Source organism: Rhizobium beringeri, from assembly GCF_004306515.1.
Taxonomy (GTDB): Bacteria; Pseudomonadota; Alphaproteobacteria; order Rhizobiales; family Rhizobiaceae; genus Rhizobium; species Rhizobium beringeri.
In genome coordinates, this window is the sequence record NZ_SILG01000007.1 from 45,289 (window position 1) to 66,620 (window position 21,332).

13 protein-coding genes and 4 pseudogenes are annotated in these 21,332 nt (G+C 58.2%); 7 read left to right on the forward strand and 10 right to left on the reverse strand.

The features are described from left to right. Positions 1–46: 46 nt before the first annotated feature. Together ELH03_RS36290 and ELH03_RS36295 are read left to right on the forward strand one after the other, a co-directional pair. The gene (locus tag ELH03_RS36290; RefSeq protein WP_130767662.1) at positions 47–1,225 is read left to right on the forward strand and encodes an acetate/propionate family kinase; all 1,179 of its coding nucleotides are present in this window, start codon (positions 47–49) and stop codon (positions 1,223–1,225) included. A gap of 300 nt (positions 1,226–1,525) precedes the next feature. Continuing rightward, positions 1,526–3,210: pseudogene (locus tag ELH03_RS36295) on the forward strand (ABC transporter ATP-binding protein/permease). A gap of 417 nt (positions 3,211–3,627) precedes the next feature. On the opposite strand, the gene ELH03_RS36300 reads toward ELH03_RS36295, so the two are convergent. From ELH03_RS36300 to ELH03_RS36330, 7 genes and pseudogenes are all read right to left on the reverse strand, one after another. Then, positions 3,628–4,662: an IS110 family RNA-guided transposase gene (locus tag ELH03_RS36300; protein WP_128405660.1), complete on the reverse strand. Its 1,035-nt coding sequence runs from the start codon at positions 4,660–4,662 to the stop codon at positions 3,628–3,630. 105 nt (positions 4,663–4,767) lie between these two features. After that, positions 4,768–5,017, reverse strand: a pseudogene (locus tag ELH03_RS38880) (IS66 family transposase); the annotation flags it as partial. Between the two features lie 264 nt (positions 5,018–5,281). Continuing rightward, positions 5,282–6,601, reverse strand: a complete 1,320-nt coding sequence (locus ELH03_RS36310; RefSeq protein WP_165420560.1) for a glucoamylase family protein — start codon at positions 6,599–6,601, stop codon at positions 5,282–5,284. A gap of 5 nt (positions 6,602–6,606) precedes the next feature. After that, positions 6,607–10,518, reverse strand: coding sequence for a GH36-type glycosyl hydrolase domain-containing protein (locus ELH03_RS36315; protein WP_130767569.1), 3,912 nt, complete (start codon positions 10,516–10,518; stop codon positions 6,607–6,609). A 78-nt stretch (positions 10,519–10,596) separates the two neighbouring features. Then, positions 10,597–11,166, reverse strand: coding sequence for a histidine phosphatase family protein (locus ELH03_RS36320; RefSeq protein WP_130767570.1), 570 nt, complete (start codon positions 11,164–11,166; stop codon positions 10,597–10,599). Between the two features lie 16 nt (positions 11,167–11,182). Further along, positions 11,183–13,642 (reverse strand): phosphoketolase family protein, encoded by a 2,460-nt coding sequence (locus tag ELH03_RS36325; RefSeq protein ID WP_130767571.1) that lies wholly within the window; start codon positions 13,640–13,642, stop codon positions 11,183–11,185. A 337-nt stretch (positions 13,643–13,979) separates the two neighbouring features. Beyond that, positions 13,980–14,579 (reverse strand): annotated as a pseudogene (locus ELH03_RS36330) (CBS domain-containing protein); the annotation flags it as partial. 238 nt (positions 14,580–14,817) lie between these two features. On the opposite strand from ELH03_RS36330, the gene ELH03_RS36335 reads away from it, so the two are divergent. Then, positions 14,818–15,186: a hypothetical protein gene (locus ELH03_RS36335; RefSeq protein WP_245504940.1), complete on the forward strand. Its 369-nt coding sequence runs from the start codon at positions 14,818–14,820 to the stop codon at positions 15,184–15,186. A 169-nt stretch (positions 15,187–15,355) separates the two neighbouring features. Here the strand turns inward: ELH03_RS36335 and ELH03_RS36340 are convergent, their stop codons facing one another. Then, the gene (locus tag ELH03_RS36340; RefSeq protein WP_130767573.1) at positions 15,356–15,616 is read right to left on the reverse strand and encodes a hypothetical protein; all 261 of its coding nucleotides are present in this window, start codon (positions 15,614–15,616) and stop codon (positions 15,356–15,358) included. A gap of 698 nt (positions 15,617–16,314) precedes the next feature. Here ELH03_RS36340 and ELH03_RS37710 point away from each other — a divergent pair. The 3 genes and pseudogenes from ELH03_RS37710 to ELH03_RS38885 all read left to right on the forward strand — a co-directional run. Next, a complete protein-coding gene (locus ELH03_RS37710) occupies positions 16,315–16,464 on the forward strand; it encodes a hypothetical protein (RefSeq protein WP_165420561.1) in 150 nt (49 codons plus the stop codon). A 442-nt stretch (positions 16,465–16,906) separates the two neighbouring features. Then, on the forward strand, positions 16,907–18,055 hold the full coding sequence (locus tag ELH03_RS36350) for a hypothetical protein (protein ID WP_245511924.1): 1,149 nt from the start codon (positions 16,907–16,909) through the stop codon (positions 18,053–18,055). Between the two features lie 59 nt (positions 18,056–18,114). After that, positions 18,115–18,210: pseudogene (locus tag ELH03_RS38885) on the forward strand (DUF2934 domain-containing protein); the annotation flags it as partial. Between the two features lie 285 nt (positions 18,211–18,495). On the opposite strand, the gene ELH03_RS36355 reads toward ELH03_RS38885, so the two are convergent. Next, entirely contained in the window at positions 18,496–18,855 is a 360-nt protein-coding gene (locus tag ELH03_RS36355; RefSeq protein WP_130767575.1) for a DUF2750 domain-containing protein, read from the reverse strand. A 154-nt stretch (positions 18,856–19,009) separates the two neighbouring features. Here ELH03_RS36355 and ELH03_RS36360 point away from each other — a divergent pair, with 154 nt between their 5' ends. Beyond that, positions 19,010–20,170, forward strand: coding sequence for a hypothetical protein (locus ELH03_RS36360; protein WP_130767576.1), 1,161 nt, complete (start codon positions 19,010–19,012; stop codon positions 20,168–20,170). A gap of 533 nt (positions 20,171–20,703) precedes the next feature. Here ELH03_RS36360 and ELH03_RS36365 read toward each other — a convergent pair. Beyond that, on the reverse strand, positions 20,704–21,306 hold the full coding sequence (locus ELH03_RS36365) for a hypothetical protein (protein WP_130767577.1): 603 nt from the start codon (positions 21,304–21,306) through the stop codon (positions 20,704–20,706). Positions 21,307–21,332: the final 26 nt, after the last annotated feature.

Genomic DNA, 21,332 nt, shown 5'->3' on the forward strand with positions numbered 1-21,332 from the left:
CTACGCCGCCGCCCGTCGGCGTAAAATAGAAGTGGCGGCCTGAGCTATGGACGCAATTCTTGTCATCAATGCAGGCTCGTCGAGCCTGAAATTTCAGATCTTCGAGATCGCCGACACTGGCCCCGAACGCTGCATCCGGGGCCAGATCGATGGCATCGGCATACGACCTCGTCTCGTGGCGAGCGCCGCCGATGGAACGGTCCTAGTCGATCGCCGATATACGCCAGACGTGGTCGATCACCTGCCGGCGGCCATCTCCGAAACCCGTGCCTGGCTGCAGACCCTCGAGGGGTTCACGCTCCGGGCAATTGGTCACCGTGTCGTCCATGGCGGTCCGGACTATGCGAAACCGATCCTGATCAACCACGACATCCTGGACACGCTCGCCACTTTCCAGGAGCTTGCGCCGCTGCACCAGCCAAACAACCTGGCGCCCATCCGGCTCGCCATGGAGATCAATCCGGATCTGCCGCAGGTCGCTTGTTTCGACACGGCTTTCCATCGCGGTCACGCCCCGCATACGGATTGTTACGCCTTGCCATCGACCTATTACGATCATGGCGTGCGCCGATACGGCTTCCACGGCCTGTCCTACGAATATATCGCCGAGCGTTTGACCGAAGTCGCGCCCGGCATTGCAGGTGGACGCGTTATTGTTGCCCACCTCGGCAGCGGCGCCTCCATGTGTGCGCTGAAGGAGGCGCGCAGCGTGGAGACCACGATGGGCTTCACTGCGCTCGACGGCTTGCCGATGAGCACCCGGCCGGGACAGATGGATCCCGGTGTCGTGCTGTACTTGATCGATCAAAAGGGCATGACCGCAGCGGAGGTGACCGATCTCCTCTACAGGTCGTCCGGCCTGAAGGGCCTTTCCGGCTTCTCAGGTGATATGCGCGATCTTCTTGTCAGCGCCGACGCGCGTGCCGCCTTCGCGATCGATCACTTCGTCCATCGCTGTGGGCTGAGTGTCGGCATGCTTGCCGCCGCGCTCGGAGGTCTCGACGCGTTCGTGTTTACAGCCGGCGTCGGGGAGAACTCAGCCCAGATCCGCGCCCGCATCAGCGAACGGCTTGCTTGGCTCGGCGCCGAACTCGATCCCGCGGCCAATGAAGCGGGCGCGACTCTCATTTCCGCTCCGGCAAGCCGCGTTGCACTCTATGTTCTGCCGACGGATGAGGAACTGATGATCGCGCGCCATACGCTTGCGCTCATCACAACGTCCTGAAAGCAAACTCTGGGATTGCGCTTGGCGGCTTCTTCAGCCGCTCTCGACCCGACCCTGACCTTCGTGTTGCTGCCCGGGAAGGTCCGCAAAACCCAGAGGAGCAGTTCTTCGCTCGAGCGCGGAGTCGATGGGACAGCAGAGCGGGCAAATGACAGCAGACGGGAATTCCGTAAGTCGAATGCTGGCTAATCGCGATAGAGACCTAGGGTCAAGCAGCGGCAAGACGATTTCAAGTTAAGACGATCGTTCGCCGGTTGCGGCTGGGTCGTAAGTCATTGAGCTTGCCAAAGGGAGGATGACATGAATAGCCAGAAAATTCCGCTCAAGGTAACAGCAGTTCGCTTTGCGCGCGCGGTTCGCGATTTTTCGAGCTCCGATGTCGGCAAGAAGGCCAATTTGATGTTCGCGGGGCTCGCTGCGCTGTTATTCGGCGTAAGCGGCCTCAACGTTGTCAACAGCTACGTCGGCCGAAACTTCATGACCGCGATTGCAGACCGCCAGACCCCCGAGTTCATCCGGCAAGCGATCTTTTACGTCGGTGTGTTCGCTGCATTGACAGTTTTTTCGGTCATCGCACGATTTGTCGAAGAACGGTTGGCACTACTTTGGCGCGAATTCATAGCCCGGCGCGCTGTGACACTTTATCTCGCCAATGGCACCTATTATCGCCTGGATGTCTCGGGGCAACTTACCAACCCGGACCAGCGGATCGCGGATGACGTTCGCGCGTTCACCAGAACGACGCTCTCCTTTGTCCTGTTACTGTTCAACGGCACTCTGACGATAGTGGCCTTTTCCAGCGTGCTGTGGTCAATCAGCCCATTGCTGTTTGTCGTGGCTGTCTTCTATGCGGCTAGCGGCTCTTATCTGACGGTTCTGCTCGGACGGCCGCTGATCAATCTGAACTACGATCAACTCGACAAGGAGGCCAACTTCCGCTCCAGCCTCATTCATGTTCGGGAAAACGCCGAGTCGATCATCCTCGAGCGCGGCGAGGGGCGACAGCAAATTCTCCTGTCGCATCGACTTGACGATGTGGTCGCAAACTTTCGCCGCATTACGGCCGTCAATCGCAACGTGGGGTTCTTCACCACCGGCTATAACTGGCTAATCCAAATCATTCCGGCTCTGATCGTCGCTCCGGCATTCATAAGAGGAGACATCGAGTTTGGCGTGATCACACAGTCGGCCGCAGCCTTCGCGATGCTCGTAGGCGCGTTCTCGCTGATTGTCACCCAGTTCCACTCTATCTCGAACTTTGCCGTACTGGTCGCTCGGCTCAACTCGTTACTGGAGGCAATCGAACAATCACAAACAACCGCGGAGTCGGCCATCGAGATTGTCGAGCGAGGGGGGGGTTGGCCTACGAGGGGCTATCCTTGCTGTCATCAAACGGCACTCCTCTGCTGAAGGAGTTGTCGGTATCGATCCCGCTCGGGACCCTCGTGTTGCTCACCGGACCTAGCCAGGCTCCGGGGACGGCGTTGTTCAGAGCGACGGCGGGCATTCCGACGCCCGGCACAGGGCGCATAATTCGCCCTGGTTCCAACGACATCGTGTTTCTCAAGCAACGCCCTTATCTGCCGCCAGGGACGTTGCGCCAGATTCTTGTGCCTCTGGAGAATGCAGGCGAAATTTCGGATGACCGAATGTTCCAGGTGTTGCGCGAACTTGATCTCGAACGGGTCGTGAGCCAGGCGGGCGGGTTGGATAAGGAACAAGGCTGGGAAATGTCGCTTTCGCTGACTGAGCAGCAGCTCTTAGCCGTTGCGAAAGTTCTGCTCGCGCCGCCGCAGGTCGTCTTCCTGGATCGAGTCGACACGACGCTGGGGTCCGAAAAACTCCGCAAGATCCTGCGCCTCCTTTCCGACCGTTCGATCACCTGCATCAATAGCGGAGAAGCCCACGACGCGCGTGATCTGTATCACGCGGTCCTTGAGTACAGTGAGGATGGTCTGTGGACGTGGGCACCGAACCGAGCCTGATTTTTACTGAAATGGCCCGCAAGAACTACCGACCAATCACGGTCAAGAAGGCCTGCAACGGTCAGAGGAGCTGTTTCGGGAATTATTTACGCGGCCGCAGCAATAGCTGCCGGCCTTGCGCCTTCCAATTCCATATGTGGACGGCTCCCACTTGCAAGCTTTTTTGCAGATATTTTTGACCGGATCGCCTGCTTCCATATGTGCGGCCTTTGTGTGTGGTCGCACATGACCACTGGCCAAGATGGTTTCCGCAACGCGCGTTCCTAACACGGTAACGACCTTAAAAGGCCAGTGGAATTGACGGAGTGTCACGCGTCTTGGATCGATCGATCGCACCATCTGCTTTTCTCTTGCAAGTTCACAGCATCAGCTCAACACGGTAGCATTCATTCTGTGCTCACCGTGATGGCCGATCTCCTATACTGCCTGTGTTTGTCCCTCTGTCCGCCGATACGTTTCGCCACTCACCATGAGCTTCCAGGCGACACGGGCGATCTTGTTGGCCAGCGCCACCGCAACCAGCTTCGGTTTCTTCCGTTGGAGGAGTTCGATCAGCCATCGGGAAGTATGTCTGCTTCGACCTAATCTGACATGCTGAAGAAGAGCAGTCGCGCCAACCACCAATATGCTTCGTAGCATTTCGTCGCCCGCACGAGTGATCACCCCAAGCCTGACCTTGCCTGCGGTCGAATGGTCTTTCGGTGTAAGCCCTATCCAGGCGGCAAAATCGCGACCCGACTTAAACATCTTGGGATCTGGGGTCTTCATCATCAAAAGCGACGCGCCGACCGGCCCAACACCCGGGATTTCGGCCAGGCGCCTGCTGCATTCATCGGAGCGATGCAACGCAATCAGTTTTTCCTCGACGGCTTTAGTTTCGGTAAGCAAATCTCGATACTCAACGCCATGCATGGCAAAAAGCTCACGGGCCAGTTCCGGCAAGGATTGATCAGCCGCTATTCGCTCCAATAAAGGTTCGATCCGGCACATGCCCTTGGCCGCGACGATGCCGAACTCCATGGCAAAACCGCGTATGGCATTGGCAAGCTGTGTCCGATTGCGGATCAGCCGCTCTCGCACACCGACCAGCATTAAGGCCGCCTGCTGGTCGGCGGTTTTCACGGGCACGAAGCGCATCGTGGGGCGGCTCATCGCCTCGCACAACGCTTCAGCATCCGCCGCATCATTCTTGCCGCGCTTGACGTAGGGCTTCGCCAGTTGCGGCGCGATCAATTTCACCTCATGACCAAACGAACTTAACAACCTCGCCCAATAATGAGAGCCACCGCAGGCTTCGAGTGCGATGGTGGTCGGTGGCGCTTTCTCGAAGAATTTCACCATCTCCCTACGCGACAGCTTCTTGCGAAGGGCTGGTTGTTCGGCTGTGTTCACGCCATGCAATTGGAACACACTCTTTGACGTATCCATACCAATTCGGATAATCTGTTCCACGGACGGTCTCCCTCGATTGAGCTTTCAACGAACTCATTCTGGCACATTGCGATGCCGTGGGGAGCCGTCCACCCCAACACGATAGAAAATCGTCGGTCATGCCGGCCGGATGGTCGGCGATACGGGCAAGTACATCGGCAAGCCAAGCCTGCGGATCATGTGGTTCATTTTTCGCTGTGACGATCAAGCTATAAATCGCGGCCCGCTGACCACCGCGGTCAGAACCGGCAAACAGCCATGCTTTTCTTCCCAAAGCCACGCCGCACAGCGATCGCTCTGCACAATAATTCGACGAGCAGATGCGGCCGTCATCGAGGAACCGGATAAACGTGGCCCAGCGGTTCAGCATGTAATTTTCATGAGGGATTAATTGGCGCAAACTAATAGGGCCGAGCGCGCAAAATAGGGCAGCTGCGGGGGATATGTCCCGCAGCCATGTCAACGATGACCAGTCTCTAGCCAAGAGAGCGCCGAAAAACGGGATTTCGTGGTGAACGAAATAGCCGGCGATGCGTTGTTCGACCCCTCGAAATCGGGCGCCTCACCTGAAGCCCAACCTCTGCTTTGAAACGAGGGCGGTAGTCGGCTCTATCCGCGCGAGACGATACACACATCCGACCTAGAGCCATCCCCCCGAAAAACCTGCTCGGCGCAACCCGGTCACAATGGGCTTGCATTTTCGCATGATGTTCCAGAGCAAGCCGGTCCGATAGTTTTCGATCATCAGCACCACCGGTCCTTGGTCAATGCCAAAGTGATAGGGACTTACCCACCATCCGGTCGGACTGGCTTCCATGGAATAGGTCTGGTTGAACGACGGTTTGAAACCGTAAAGCCGGCTCATGCCGAGATTCATCCGCGCAAAATTGCCCACCGTCGGCACGACGATCTCCGGCGCGAACGGCAGCGAGGCGACAACGACCCAGGGCGCCACGGTCCCATCATCAGGTCCGAAGGGGGCGCCTCGGGCAATGTAGTCGAAGAACTCCCGATCGACCCCATCGATCGTTCGCTTGCCCCAGCCGGGTCCATCGCAGGCGGTGAATCCCCAACAATGCTCCCCATAGCCTGCGAAGTTCATCGGGTTGCGAATTGCGTATTCCTGCTGGACATACGTCGCATGTCGGCTGTTTTCGAAATAGTCGGTGTCATGCTGGCGCATGAACACATCTCGAATGCCTCGAAAGTCTATCCACATGTGCGACAGTTGGTGGGTAAAAAGCGGCCCCGAATACAGCAGCTCTCGGCCGTAGATATTTCTCCATTCGTAGGACTCGGTGTAGGCGGCATAGGTTTCGGGCGGCAACGGGTGAGTTGGGGATCCCAAACCAATGATGTAGAGCAGCAGGCCTTCATCATAGCCACGCCACCTGTAGGGGATGAAACCACTTTCGGGACGCCAGCCGTGCGTCAAAGTTGCCCCGCCATCGCACGCCCAGTTCCAGTCTGCACGCTCGTAAAGCGCCATCGCGAGCTGGCGGATTTCCATTTCGTCGGCCGTGTCGCCATCAAAGTAGGTGGCAACGGTCAAGGCCCCTGCGAACAGGAAAGCGGAGTCGATTGTCGACAGCTCGCATTGCCAAACTCGGCGGCCCGTTTCGACATCCAGAAAGTGATAGAAGAAGCCCTTGTAACCTGATGAATCCCGCTCAGGCCCCTGCGGGCATGCCAACAGATATCTCAGGCGGCTGCGGGTGATCTTTGCCGCAAATTCACGGATGAGGACACCGCGCTCCACAACCACGGGGATGGTCGCCAGCGCCATGCCGATCGCCGCGATGCTTGCCGGGGCGTTCGGTTCTGTCTTGTCGCGCACCAGACCGTTGTCAGGGTTCGTGCAGTGGAGATAGTACAACAATGTCGTGAATTGCAGCCGACCGAGATCCTGGTCGGTTGGCATGCGGTGGAGATCGGCGTCGGTTGAGAGCGTTTCGGGCATGGCCGCTAACCGACTATGACGTGGACATCGTGCGTACGTCCGTCTTCCGCAAGCCGGACGGCTCCGTTCGCGACAGGTTCACCGTCCAGCGTGACTGAATGTACGCCTCGGCCGATGCCCTTTGCGTTGTCGAAACGGATTCGATAGGTCGTCGATCCAGTTCGGTATGTGATCTCATAGGATGGCCAGCTTTCCGGAACGCACGGTTCAAACCGCAGCAACCGCCCTTGCTGGCGAAACCCAAGGATCGCCTCGAGCGCCGCGCGATAGAACCAACTGGCCGATCCAGTGTACCAGGTCCATCCACCGCGCCCGGTGTGTGGGGGCGCGCCGTAGATATCGGCGCTGACCGCATATGGTTCCACCTTGTAGCATTCGACTTGATCTCTCGTCGCGCCATGACAAATCGGATTGATCAGGTTCCAAAGCTTCAGCGCGAGATCGCCGTCGCCCTGCAAAGCCGTCGCCCAGACAACCCAGGTTGCCGCATGCGTGTATTGCCCGCCATTTTCACGGATGCCGGGGACATAGCCCTTGATGTAGCCGGGCTGCAGCACGCCTTTGTCGAAAGGCGGGTCGAACAACTTGATCAGCTTGTCTTCCTGGCGCACCAGCCGGTCGTGGACCGCACGCATTGCCTGCGAAGTGCGTTTCGCATCGGCCTCGCCGGAGATGACGGCCCAGGCTTGCGGAATGGCGTCGATCTGGCATTCGTCGTTCAGGGATGACCCAAGCGGCGTGCCATCGTCAAAATATGCCCGGCGATACCAGCCACCGTCCCAGGCTTTGGCTTCAAGGGCAATGCGCAGGGCCTCGGCTCGTTCGCGGCACCAGGCGGCACGGCTTTCATCTCCGCGTGACGCTGAAATCGTGGCAAATGAATTTAGGACCGTGAGAAAGAACCAGCCGTTCCAGACGCTCTCGCCCTTGCCTTCGGCGCCGACCTTATTCATGCCATCGTTCCAGTCACCTGTTCCCATAAGGGGAAGTCCGTGACTGCCTAAACGGTAGCCATGCTCCAGCGCCCGGACGCAATGCTCGTAGATGGTGCCGGACTGTTCGCTGGTCGCTGGTTGGTTGAAGTCTTCCTCCTGGTCGTCTCTCAGCAAAGGTGACGTGATGAATGGAACCATCTCATCGAGGAGTTGAACGTCGCCTGTCGTGGAAACGTAGTGGTGAACGACAAGGGGTAGGAAATACAAGTCGTCGGTTATCCGAGTACGTACGCCGATGCCAGACGGTGGGTGCCACCAGTGCTGGACGTCCCCCTCCTCGAATTGGCGCGCCGCCGATCGCAGGATGTGTGAGCGGGCCTCGCTCGGCACGCTGTAGACCAGTGCCATCACGTCCTGCAGTTGGTCCCTGAATCCATACGCGCCGCCAGACTGATAGTTGGACGTGCGCGCCCATACGCGGCATGCCAAAACCTGGTACAACAGCCAGCGGTTCATCATCAAGTTCAAGCCCGCGTCCGGCGTCGAGACCTGAATTGTGTTCAGAATGTCATCCCACTGGCGGCAGACAGCCGACAGGCTCGCGGCTGCGCGCTCGAGGTCGCTATGCTCATGGACGAGCCTACGGACCTCATCGAGGCCGGCAGCCTCTCCAAGGACGAAGACAACCTCTCTGCTTTCGCCGGGGGGCAGGGGGATATCGACCATCAGCGCGGCGCAGGGATCCAGTAGCGGACCAAAACGTTCCGCCAGATCTATTCGCTCCAGGGCCGCCGGCTGAAACACGAAACCATATTTGCCGAGAAACTCTCTTCGGTCGGCCGTGGCCGACCTTGCCGGCTGACTGGCGCCTGCAAACGCCAGCTTTCCGGCAAAATCGCCGGCCCAGGGATTGTTGGCTACGATCGCACCGGATCTGGCATCCCGCTCGCAGACGATCCGCGTTGCTGTCTCTTCGCGCTGCGACCCAAGCACCCACTCGGCGAAATAGGTTGCGGTCACATGCCGAACGCGGGTGTCCTCGTTGCTAAGCCTGAGACGCATGATTTTGACCGGATCGTTAGGCGCGACCGATACCGTCAGCTCTTGATTGAGATGACGACTGTAACTTGCATACCGGCTGTAACCTTGGCCGTGACGAACAGTCACGACCGCACCGGGACCGAGCGGTAGGGGCGTCGGCGTCCAGACATCGCCGGTTTCCTCATCCCGCAAATAGAGGACCTCGCCCGGTGCATCCGTAACCGGATCGTTCGACCACGGCGTCAGCCGGTTCATCTGGCTGTTCTCTGACCAGGTGTAGCCAAGACCGGCTTCGGTTGTCAGACAGCCATAATTAGGATTTGCGATCACATTGGTCCAAGGCGCCGGTGGCAAGGCGGGGGCTCTGGGTCTGACCGCATCCACGCGCACGACATACTCGCGTCCGTCGGGCGTGAAGCCCCCGAATCCGTTCCAGTGTTGTAAATCCTCGAGCGCGTCGGGATGTGGGGCCGCAGGTTGCCCGCTCACCCGAACGGCTAACGTCTGTGAAAGAGGTGGCAGAGCGGGGGAAGGCAGGTTGAGCTGATGGGCAAGTGTGCCGCTGCTTCCCAGCAGGACGATGCGCGCTGCCGCGGCGATGGTCGCCACGTGATCGCTTTCGGTATCGGGTTCGGAAAGGACAAAGATTCCGCCAGGTTTGCCGATCATTTCGGCTTGCGGGCCTGACTGCAGCGTTTCAGTCTGTCGCTTGGCGCTGGCTGCGCTGTCGTCGAGTAGTACCAGGTCGAATCTCAGGCCCCTGCGACCGGCGAAATCGTGGCCCATCGTCACTTGGCTAACCAAGGCATCATCCCTGTCGCCAATGGCTCGGACAAGCACGATCGGAAGGTCGCCGGAGAGACCATGGGCCCACAGAGCGGTTCGATCCAATCGATCTCTCTGGGGCTGCCCAGCCGCCTGCCGCATGGCCGGGTTCGCGAATACGACATTCCCGGCCAGCCGATTGAACAGCGAGACATCGCCAGATTTCAGGTTCGACGTGCGAAGCTCATTTTCGTATGTCTCTGAAGCGTCGGAGAACGCTCGCTCGACCGTGTCGAACTTGGCATATCTTTCGGCGATGAGCTGCACGGCTGACTTGTCATCTGCAGCGCCTGTGACAAAGGCCACGCGTGCCTTGGCGCCTGGCGCCAGACGAACCGTCCGCCTCAGACAGAAAATCGGATCGAGGACGGGGCCAGTCGTTCCGGAGAGCGATGCACCCGCGTCGAATACGACGGGGTTGGCCGTTGTCCGGCCCCGGCCAAGAAATCTCAGCCGATCGGTTTCATATTGGACCGCTTGGGAAGACGGCAGGTTCGATGAAGAAACGTGAACTGCCCATGTGGCTTTCTCCTCGGCAGCACGGGGCCTGCGGCGCGCAAATAAGGCGCCTGTCGCCTCGTCATATCGTGTTTCGACAAAAAGCTTGGCAAAACCCGGATGCGCCATGTCCGCGCGACGATTGTTCAGGCAAACTTCGGCATAGCTTGTCAGTTCGAGGATTCGCTCGCGTGTGCCATGGTTCGTGACCGTGAGCATACGCACTTCCGCGTCCAGATCGGGTACGACACAGATTTTCGTGAGGATATCAATGTCACCGGCATGACAGCGGAATTCGGCCCTGTCTCCGTAAAAGGCGTGCTCATAGACATTCGAGGACCGAAACAATGGCTGCTTTCCGATGGACCAGAGCTCGTTGTCAGTCAGATCCCGAACGTAACAAAATTGGCCCCAGCAATCACGGGTGCTGTCCTCGCGCCACCGGGTGATGTCGAGCCCTTGCCATGTTCCGTAACCCGCCCCGGCGGCTGTAACCAGGACACTGTACCGATCGTTGGAAAGCAACGCGACAGCGGAACTCGGATCCGCCATTTCCGCGACGCTATCGTGTCTCGCCGCCGCCTCGGGGTTTCTGTGGCCGTGAATTGATTTTACCATCAACGTTTTCCCACTTAGAACGACGACGCCCACCACGAAAGCAAGACCATCACCAACTGCTGGCAGCTGTCCCGCACACTACTCATAGACTTGTCCATTCCAGACCCTCACTGCCGGTATCTCGTGGTAGTAGGTAAGGATGCTCAACGTGCCGGTATTCAGGAGAAAATGCTGTCCGGCACCCGGTGGCAGGCCGATCCATCGTGCTGCAAGCACGCGCAGCACGTGCCCATGCGCGAACAACGCAACGTCGCCATCTGCAGCCCGTGTGCGCGCCACGACTTGATCCACCCGAGCACCAATTTGCCCCGGCGTCTCGCCTCCGGGGCATCCATCACGGAAAACCAACCAACCCGGTCTTTTCGCCTGAATTTGCTGGGGCAGCAGGCCCTCATATTCGCCGTAGTTCCACTCCATCAGGCCTGGTTCGATGATGGCCTCGGTGCCGAAGCCTACCAAGTCACACGTCTCCCGTGCCCGCTGCAGCGGACTCACAAGAACGAGCGCGAATGTTTGCCGAGCCAACAATGGCCGCATCCGTTCCGCTTGTTGTCGTCCGTTGTCGGTCAAGGGGACGTCTGTCATGCCCGTGTGTTGCCCGCTCAGGCTCCACTCGGTCTCCCCATGCCTGATCACGAATACTTTCACGTCCAGCCCTCCTGGCTCAGACGTTGTCTGCCTCTGTCGATCGCAGCTCTCCCAAGGCAGCCGACTGTCCCCACGTCCAGCTCGAGATTTCGGGCACGTCGTCGCCATATTTTTCGATGTGCTGCCGGTGTTCGATCAGCTTCTGGTGAATAGCCTGTTTAAAATAGGCTGCGCGCGCACCGAGTTGCGGCAACCGGTCGATCACGTCCTCGACCAGATGGAAGCGATCCATCTCATTCAGCACCACCATGTCGAACGGCGTCGTCGTCGTGCCTTCTTCCTTGTAGCCGCGGACATGCAGATTGCCGTGGTTGGTGCGGCGGTAAGTGAGCCGGTGGATGAGCCAAGGATAACCATGGAAGGCGAAGATGATCGGCTTGTTCTTGGTGAACAGAGCATCGAAATCGCGATCCGGCAGCCCGTGCGGATGCTCTTCCGGCGGCTGCAGCTTCATCAGGTTAACCACATTGATGACGCGGACCTTCAGCTCCGGCAGATGCTCCCGGATTAGCTCGACCGCTGCCAGCGTCTCAAGTGTTGGAACATCCCCACAACATGCCATCACGACGTCAGGCTCGGTGCCCTTGTCGTTGCTTGCCCATTCCCAAATGCCAAGGCCCTCACTGCAATGCTTGATGGCCTGATCCATCGTGAGCCACTGCGGGGCAGGCTGCTTGCCGGCGACAACGACGTTGACGTAGTTGCGGCTGCGCAGGCAGTGATCGGTCACGGAGAGCAGCGTATTGGCGTCCGGCGGCAGATAAATCCGGACAACATCTGCCTTCTTGTTGACCACATGATCGATGAACCCCGGATCCTGGTGGCTGAAGCCATTGTGATCCTGCCGCCAGACGTGGGAGCTCAGGAAGTAGTTGAGGGAGGCGATCGACCGCCGCCATGGGATCTCGTGGCAGACCTTCAGCCATTTGGCGTGCTGATTGAACATCGAATCAATGATGTGAATGAACGCTTCGTAGCAGGAGAAGAAGCCGTGCCGGCCGGTTAGCAGGTAGCCTTCCAGCCAGCCCTGGCATTGATGCTCGCTGAGCACCTCCATCACCCGTCCGTCCGGCGCCAGATGATCGTCCTCCGGATAGATATCCGCCATGTAGCAGCGGTTGGTGACTTCCAGCACATCCTGCCAGCGATTCGAGTTGTTTTCGTCAGGGCTGAACAGGCGGAAGTTGTTGCTCTCCATGTTCATCTTCATGATATCGCGGAGAAACGCCCCCATCATCCGCGCCGATTCGGCGATGGTTGCTCCAGGGCTCGGCACGGATACCGCATAGTCCTGGAAGTCGGGCATCTTCAGGTCCTGCAGCAGCAATCCGCCGTTGGCGTGCGGATTGTCGCTCATTCGACGATGCCCTGCGGGGGCAAGCGCTGCCAGCTCCGGTTTGAACCGGCCTCCGTCGTCAAACAGTTCCTCGGGGCGGTAGCTCTTCATCCATGCTTCGAGAATGCGGAGGTGTTCCGGCTTGTCCATGTCGCCCATCGGCACCTGGTGCGACCGCCAATAGCCCTCCGACTTCTTGCCGTCTATCTCAGGCGGGCAGGTCCAGCCCTTTGGTGTGCGGAAAACGATCATCGGCCACATGGGACGCTTCACGTTGCCCCTGTCGCGGGCATCTGCCCAGATCTCCTGGATATCCGCCACTGCGGTATCAAGGGCGCCTGCCAGATGCTGGTGCACGCTCGCGGGCTCATCGCCCTCGACGAAATATGGCGTGTAACCCATGCCTTCGAAAAATTTCCTTAGCTCGTCGCGGGGAATGCGGGCTAGAAAGCACGGGTTGGCGATCTTGTACCCGTTCAGGTGCAGGATCGGCAGCACACAGCCATCGCGAGCAGGATTCAGGAACTTGTTGCTTTGCCAGCCTGTTGCGAGCGGCCCCGTCTCGGCTTCTCCGTCGCCGACGACGCAGGCGACAATTAGATCCGGATTGTCGAACGCCGCGCCGTAGGCGTGGCTGAGGGCATAGCCCAGTTCCCCGCCCTCGTGAATGCTGCCGGGTGTTTCCGGAGCAACGTGGCTTGGGATGCCGCCTGGAAAACTGAACTGTTTGAACAGCCTCTTCATGCCTTCCGTGTCTTGGCCAATGTTAGGGTAGACTTCGCTGTAGGTGCCCTCGAGATAGGCGTGCGCGACCAACGATGGCCCGCCATGTCCCGGCCCGATGACGTAGATCATGTTGAGATCATCGCGTTTGATAACGCGGTTGAGGTGGGCGTAGAGCATGTTCAAGCCTGGCGACGTGCCCCAGTGACCAAGCAGTCGCGGCTTTATGTGCTCGCGCTTTAGCGGTTCTTTCAGCAAAGGATTGTCGAGAAGATAGATCTGTCCGACCGACAGATAGTTCGATGCCCGCCAGTAGGCATCCATCGACTGCAATTCTTCCGCCGAAAGGGGGCCGCCCGCTGCCGTGTTCTCCTTCATGGCGACCTTTGCGTCTCCTGCCGTCTTGAGCGAAACCATGGGTGCCTCCTCCTCTGAGCCCAGATTGCTGCGGTAAGATCTTTCAAGGTGAGAAATCGTCGAATTTTCAAAAGTGCTAGCGACTGGGGCGAACGCCCCGGCATTGGGATGCTGGCCGCAAGGGCACAGTTCGTAGCGCAGTCGTTATCGACCGAATATTGCCACAGCAGCGGGTTTGGACATCAGCATGAAACGCTGGCGCGCCCGTGATTATCGCCAAGCATATGTCCCGCTCGGCTATCCAAAACAGCCTCGTCCCAGTTTGCAAATATTCACGCGTTCTAATATTCGCACGAAATGCATCCGAAGCACAGTTAAAATCGACGGTGCCTGACGTTTAATCCGAACGCGCGATCGCAGATCCTTTCGGATCTTCGGGGAAATGCTCAACCACTCCTCTCACGCCGCGAACACTTTCGGCAGCAACGCGCGCCGCCTTCTTGCACTCTGCCGTGTCAACGTTTCCCCATAGATGAGCCACACCGTCGGTTACGGCTACGGTCACGTCTCTTCCGAGAAGACCCGTATTTTCGCTGAGCCGTATCGCGATGCTGCGACGGACGGCTTCGTCACCTCGCGCGGTTTCGTCTAGGTCGGCTCTAACAATCACTTTCAGGAGATCTGCACGACTGATGATGCCGACCAGCCCGCCCTCTCTCATAACGGGAATGCGCTTGATGCCATGCTTTTGCATCAACCCGGAAACCCGTCCAAGCGACGCGTCCTCTTCCACGACCACTGGCGCGCGGCTCATGACGCCTGCAACCCGCCACGAGTTACTCTTGACGTAATCTGTAGCTTGCTCCCCGGCGGTAAGTACTGACGTTCCGAGTTCGGCGATGGTTCCCCGCCCCAATTCCGTTCTGCGCAGCAGATCACCCTCACTGATGATCCCGACGAGGCAACCCGCATCGTCGATGACCGGAACACCGCTAATGCGATAGGTAAGCATGACCTCGGTACAGGTGTCCTGGAGGCCGACTCGATGGCCGCGGAGAGCGCTCGGTCCCGGAAAGGCGTTGCAGAACCTGGGCGACGATCCACAGCGATCAAAAATGTCAATTTCGTAGGGCGTCTGCGGGTTCTCCCCAATTCGATGGGCGCTTGTCGATGGGGCGAGCCGCCCGAGCGATCATGCGGCAGGCGTCTGGGCACTGTCGGAGATCAACGACCTTTTGGAGATCGATGGCGCGGCGGCCTGCATGGCGGAACTGCGCCTCCGGTTCGGGCGCCGCGTGCAGCAACTTCTGGAGGCCGAGGCGCGACGTGCGCTCGGAATTCCGGATGCCGCAACGCCGGTGCTGACATCGGGGTCTGCAAGCCCGACACCTTCCCGGCATCTCGGAATCCTCCGTGCCACCCGTCGCATCATGATCTGTGATGATCCGGCGTGCTGCGATGAGCATCCGTCCGGGTGCTGCTGTGGCGACGACGATCCCTTCGACGACGGTCGGGATGACCCGGAAGCGGCAGATGACGCCGCACCCTCGTGGCCTCCGCAGCACATCCGCGTCGGCTTTGCGCGGCGTCTGCTCGACGCCTGAGGGCATACGCCCTTCGCTCTGACTAAGGTGATGGCTGCGGCGCTGATGCCCGCAGCCCGCCTTTCCCTGTTCCCTTCGTGCTCTGAAGACGCCGGTAACAAAAGTTGGCCCGGCGAGGAGATCTTGCGTGTCCGCAGAAATCGTACCCACCTCAACATCGCCGTCCAAATTACGTGGTTCTGCCAGAACTGGCATCGCGTTGGCCGGCCGGCGTCGTCGCGTTTGCCAAGATGACCCAGCGCTGATCGTCGGCCTCGCGCTCGCCTTCACCCGACAAGGAGCAGGCGACGCCGCAGCCGTTCCGCCGATGCTCCTTGACCGGCTGTCCCACCACGCATGGTCTGGCGATCCAGCCTGCCGCCTGGTTCTCGACTGGCTCACTGAGAAAGCAAACAAGCGGCACGATCTTGCTGACTCTAGCGACCGTCATTCCGCTGGCCAGCACGCCGGTCCTGCGGAAATTGTTTCCGCTTCTTCGGCAAGCACCGTGGAGGAAAAGTGATGGATCGTCTGTCTTCATTCCTCCTTCGGCGTCTGCGCCATGTTCAGCGCCGCGAGATCAGGCGGCTACCACCGTCCATCGATCGATGTTGCTGAGGCAGCCTGGCGCCGACTTGGTGACTCCTTTCTTGAAATCCCGCGCCACCCTGAGCAAGGCGAGCCGTGGGCGCTGAAAGAGTTCGGGCAGCCGACAGTTCGCCGCGGCAAGCAGCGTCGTTAGTCAACTCCAGGCGGAAGGCTATCAAGAGCGTGGGTGGCTTTGGGCGTTAGTCCTGCGACGAGTCGTCGATATCCTTACCCAAGGCGCCCTCAATGCCTCTGCGCACTCCCATCAGAAACGGTGTGCTGTTGCCGCGAGTGACAGGTTGTTCCGGAATACTAGGAAGGGCTACGGCTGTCCCGCGTACGGTTCTGTAGCCAACTTCGAAACCATCTCTAAAAGAGCCTTCTCTGACTATGTCGACCATTGTCGGACCCTCACGTTTCACACCAAAGTCGCACACCCCCGGTCGGTCGTCAATTTCCCGTAAAAAGGCTTGGACCAGCATGGGTCGCTTCTTCAGCATGTCGCCGCCAAGGGGTCACGGGCCGCTTGAGCCTCTTCGCAGTTTAATCAAAGGAAATCCCATGACAATCACCACCGCCCCAACGGGCGACCCAAAACCTGCGCCCGAAGCTGAAGACGAAACAAACCCGCCGCCTGCCGAGGCGACAGAAGACACGGGCATTCCCTTCGACGACGAAACCACCTTCAGCGACGAAGCCGGCTGGGCATAGCCCAACGCCACGTCACCAAAATCACAGTTTCATAGCCGCCTCTGCGCGGCTTTTTTCATGGAGAATTGAATGCCATTAACTGCAAGGCAGGTTTGGCGCGACTTCGTTTCGGACGGCATTCCGGCGTCTGGAAACCACAAGCCATCAAAGCCGGATGTTCGAGCTTGGGGCACCTACCTCGAAAGCATCATCACAGGATCATCAGTCGTCAACAGCCTCGTTTTTCGACGAAGGCTCTTCTGCTTGCCGATGTGGCCCACGACGATAACACGATGGCGCGGGTCATCGCCGACCCGACGACCGCATATAACGGCATCTATCAGAAGTCTGGGCCTTGGAGAGTGCGGATTGATCCGATACCCGGATTGCAGGGCACCCCGGTTGTCAGGGGCTGCGCTGAATGCTACCGCAAGTGTGCAAGCGTTTGTGACGGGGTGTATTCATGAACCGAATGATCATTTTCTTGGTTATTGCCCTTGCGACCGGCACCGCGCATGCAAACGGGCTTCCGTTTTTCCCCAACACGAACGTCCCCGACTACACCGCGAAGCTGGCTGTGCGCGACACATTAGATGGGACGGACTACTGGCGGGTCGTGCAGCATCACAACGGCTGGACGCATGTTGAGGAGACACAAGGTAACGAGACACATATCTGGTATGGGCACTTCTTTCAGAACATTCTTTTGTCAACAGGCAAGAAAGATGGAGAGGAGATCAAGCGCTTCAGTATCAGGCAAGTCGAGCCATCGTATGACTACCTCGGCATCAAGCAGGTCAAGGAAACGAACGATGTGGAGACAGTGGGCGGCGAGGAGTGTCGCTGGCTTCAAATAGTTCGACACGATCCGCCAAGCCCTATTTGGATGACCTGCTTGACCAGCGACGGAATAGAGGTCGCAACCAAGGTTCTCTTTTCCAAGGGTAAATTGATGTCCGAGGCGCGTCTGACCGAGATCAAGCGAGGTCCGGTCCCGGAGGCCGAAGTGTTGCCGCCAAGACAGCTGTTTGACGCAAGCACGTGGCTCAAGCCGCTGCGTACCTACCCGGATCACCCTCCAAGTGCTGTCGACTTCGAGGCGAAATTGGTTACGAGGGCGTCTGACAATCCGTCGATAGACAAGACTTCTGAGGTGAGGCTGTTGCGACATTATCCATGGTGGTTTCGTCGGCGTGACGGCAAGGACGGGTCAATCCGGATCGAGGTTTGGAACGAGCTTGAGAACCAGGGTATTGTCTATTCGTCATCGATGAGAGAGCGCAGAATTGTCGGTGGTCGCTCTTCGCTGGACCCGAAGCGTCCCTTCTCTAAATTCAGCAGCCAAACTGGAATGGAAAATCTGGGCGAGCAGGGCCAGTTTCTTGGCGAAAATTGCACATGGTATAACCTAACGCCGAAAATGGCCGGTTCAACTCACAAGCAGTGCATCACGTCCGACGGTATTCCGTTGAAGGACGAGCAGTGGTACGGCAGGAGCGCAGCGGAGAGCTTCGACACGGTGGCATTTACCCGTCGACCCGTCGACATCGACGAAATGCAGCCGCCTCGCGAATACCTCGATCCCTCAGCTTGGGGGTATGCACTGCAATAGTGCGGGCAGCAAAAGCCATGCCAACAGGGACGGCTATATAGCCAGGAGTGACTGCGTGCGATGGCCACGAGGTGCTGGTGAAGTTTCGCCCGAAACCGCAGCGGCCGGAAATGCCGCGCCACGAGTGGGTCAATCCATCGACGAAGGTCGGCTGAACGGCGCAACCGCTCTATCAAAGCTATTTGATTTGCGAGATGCTTTCGCCCTCCTCGCCTTTAAGCGGTCACTGACGTGATCGTGACATGACAAAGCCGCCACGCTCAAAGAAGACCGTCGGCTATAGCATCAGGTCCTATCGCTTAGCCGGCCTCGTGATCGGCGGGATGATTGCCGATGCCAGCGATGGCGCGGTGGCGGCGCTTCGACGGAGGCAGGTGGATCGGTGTTGACTGAGGACGCATGGATCTAGGCAGCGTGGACAAATTTGCTGATTAGCCGGACTAGGGGTTTCCTTGGGTTGTTGCCAGCCGGGCCATCAAATCAGCCGGAGACAAATCGTATCCTGTTGCGCGCGCACCGGACCAATTGAGTCCACAATGGAGGCCGTCTTTTTGCAAGCCGGGTAGCCACCGTTCGACGAATGCCGGCAACGAAATCGGCTCCAAGGTGAAATCGCTGTATGCTGGGACGGTTTTGATGATCGACATGGCCCTCTTTTGCGACGACCAAAAGGGCATGGCAGTTTCGCCGGACGCGTTTGTCGATGTGGGAAAGCCATCCCTATCCCTGATGCCCCAGACTTGTCTGCCGTTCAGCACTTCGGAAACGAAGGTATCGGCATTGATCGCAGAAATGCTCATCCTTCAAGAATGAGCAGTAAATAATGATTTCTGCAAGTCGGCGATCTGAAACGCGGCGTGGCGGAGGAAGCTTGACTCACCGGCGAGGAAGGAAGCCTTGAAACTCCGTCGGTTAACAGCGAAAAGTTTGCGAATTGGCTCGGAGCGGGATTGGATGAATTTGAAAGCAGCGTCAGTTATAGCTTTTACCATGGGATCTACAATCGCGGGATTTGGGGCTGTCGATGCGGTCATCGCTGGTCCTGAACAGATTGGCTGCTACGGCGACAATTGGGGTCCCACTCTTGGCATGCTTGAGCCGACGCCCGCCGGTCCGATGACGTTCAAGACCTTGCGGTGCACGCCGATCCCAGAAGGCTGGCCGAGGATGGTCCCGCCTGCGCTTTCGCCAAACGGCGAGTTTGTTTACGCGTTCGGTTCCTGGAAAGGTTTGTGGCTCGGTGATGTGACGCGTGGTGGTCGGGCTCATACCGTGAATGAAAAGCTTTCTGGAGACTTCTTCACACTGACGGCTCCCTTTACCTGGCTGGATGACTCCTCGTCAGTCATCGGCGTGAAGCGTGAGACGACCGTGGCCGGCAGCGTCTCGTATAGTTCTCTGCGGCCATATCTCTTCAGCGTGGACGGCTCACAGACGAAGCTGCCCGAACTCGCTCATCTAGGTGGCTCACTCGATGAGATTTACTGGATCGATGGTTCGGGGTTAGCACTTGCGGGCTTTGGGATGTACGAGCGTGACGACGAGAAGGCAGACCAGCATGCACCAATACTCGCCTTCGTTGATGCTCATACCGGAGCAATTTTACAAGCGGTGGAAAAGGCAAGCGTGCCAGGGCTAGCCGATCAAAGAAGCCTGGAAGCTGTTAAATCCAAGATCGACCCATCCGGGAAGGCACACGTCCTCATGAAATGGGAGCCCAGCAAATGGTTGCTCTGGGTTCAAGGTCAATCCCCGCAAGTCGTTCCTTTACCGTCGGCTGCTCGGTGGTCACCGTTCGTGCTTTCGAGCGATGCCTCGGGCGTCTTAATAATGGGCAATTTGAGCGCGAGGGGTTGGGTGTGTGAATTACCAGACCGTTGTCCCCCGCCGACACCACAATCGGGAATGATCGCTGAATTCCGGGAGCTCTCAACCGGTCTCGCGCAATGGACGATTTTTGGCACTGCTTCGTATTTTTCCCGGAGTCTACATCCGGCCGTCAGCCCAGATGGCCGCTGGGGTTTGATATCGCTCCCAGACGAGCAAGGAGCCGCACTTGCGTTGATTTCAATGACATCTGGTAAAGTTATTCAGAAAATCCGGCAGCCGGGTTAGGGGCCGATAGGCCTGTCATTCTCCGCCGACAGTAAGTTCGCATTCGTGACGGGTGGAACGATTGTCGCTACATATGCCGTGACCGAATAAGCGCCGTTTCGATCACCACAAAGGTACCCGGTGTTCCGCTTCCACATTAGCCTCGCCGCCTTACTCACTGCCATCGTCAATAGTCACAAGCAGAGCCGTATCGATGAGCTTATTGCCGCGGAACTGTCCAGTTGAAGAGCCGACCACGGGCTGGTCAAATCCTCTGGGCGTTCAAATTCGCGAGGAAGCCGAGGAAATCACAGACTTCGTCTTTGACGATGGCCTGCTTAAGATGCGATGGAACTGGCAACACCGTCGCACGCAAGATGCTCCGACAGATTACCTATACCCTATGATCAGTCGGGAGGTTGAAGGCGGGAGAGGGTGCCAGGGCCCGCCGCAGCGGTCGCTTCAATTTCGTTCTGCTTACCTCCCGATGTCAATCGCGTTCCGGTGTAACATTCCCGCTTTTTAAGTTAGTTAGCAGGCTCGGCCACGATCAATCAGTTGCCCCAGCCAATTTGGAGCCGATCAAATCGAAGCTCGCTCAACGGCTGGTTGGAGGGGCCTAGCCTTACCGAACGAAGAACGACACGAAGCTCGGGGGAATAGTATTGTTCAAAAATAATCGGAGGCAATCCGGTCAGTTCGAGACGGCTGTTGACGGCCCAAACCTTGTAGGAACAAGAGGCAATCGTTTCCTCTCCCCAGCCGTCGAATCTAATAATAGTAGCGCCCGAAACGGATTTTTTGCCATTGATGAAAAGTGTCGTCTCGGATTGCCAGTTCTTCTTCTGTGGTAGATCGTCTAACGCAATCGCATTTGCGTATTTCAGCTCATGCGTCCCGCTGGCACTAACTCTCTTTTCGACGAGCAAGGGGTGCAAATATGCAGCCGACACCGGCTGCAGTGAGCGGTTGCGCTCCACCAGCTTTTGTTCGGTGAGACCCGGACCGTCCGGCTTGTAGAACACGGAATAGAAAGGCACTTCCCTGGTAAGCAGCACGCCGTATTTGGTTTCGTTAGCGTTCAAGCAATTGCCAAAGGCTGGCGCCGCCAATGTTGTTCCAAGCAACAGCGACAAACTTCTCAGCAAGATCGACATTTCAGAGATCCCCTATCCAAATCCGC

Coding starts and splice junctions, on each gene's coding strand:
- ELH03_RS36290 (WP_130767662.1), top strand. CDS start 47: ATGGACGCAATTCTTGTCATCAATGCAGGCTCGTCGAGCCTGAAATTT.
- ELH03_RS36310 (WP_165420560.1), bottom strand. CDS start 6,601: ATGCCCGAAACGCTCTCAACCGACGCCGATCTCCACCGCATGCCAACC.
- ELH03_RS36315 (WP_130767569.1), bottom strand. CDS start 10,518: ATGGTAAAATCAATTCACGGCCACAGAAACCCCGAGGCGGCGGCGAGA.
- ELH03_RS36325 (WP_130767571.1), bottom strand. CDS start 13,642: ATGGTTTCGCTCAAGACGGCAGGAGACGCAAAGGTCGCCATGAAGGAG.
- ELH03_RS36340 (WP_130767573.1), bottom strand. CDS start 15,616: ATGACGGTCGCTAGAGTCAGCAAGATCGTGCCGCTTGTTTGCTTTCTC.
- ELH03_RS37710 (WP_165420561.1), top strand. CDS start 16,315: ATGACAATCACCACCGCCCCAACGGGCGACCCAAAACCTGCGCCCGAA.
- ELH03_RS36350 (WP_245511924.1), top strand. CDS start 16,907: ATGAACCGAATGATCATTTTCTTGGTTATTGCCCTTGCGACCGGCACC.
- ELH03_RS36355 (WP_130767575.1), bottom strand. CDS start 18,855: ATGAGCATTTCTGCGATCAATGCCGATACCTTCGTTTCCGAAGTGCTG.
- ELH03_RS36360 (WP_130767576.1), top strand. CDS start 19,010: ATGAATTTGAAAGCAGCGTCAGTTATAGCTTTTACCATGGGATCTACA.
- ELH03_RS36365 (WP_130767577.1), bottom strand. CDS start 21,306: ATGTCGATCTTGCTGAGAAGTTTGTCGCTGTTGCTTGGAACAACATTG.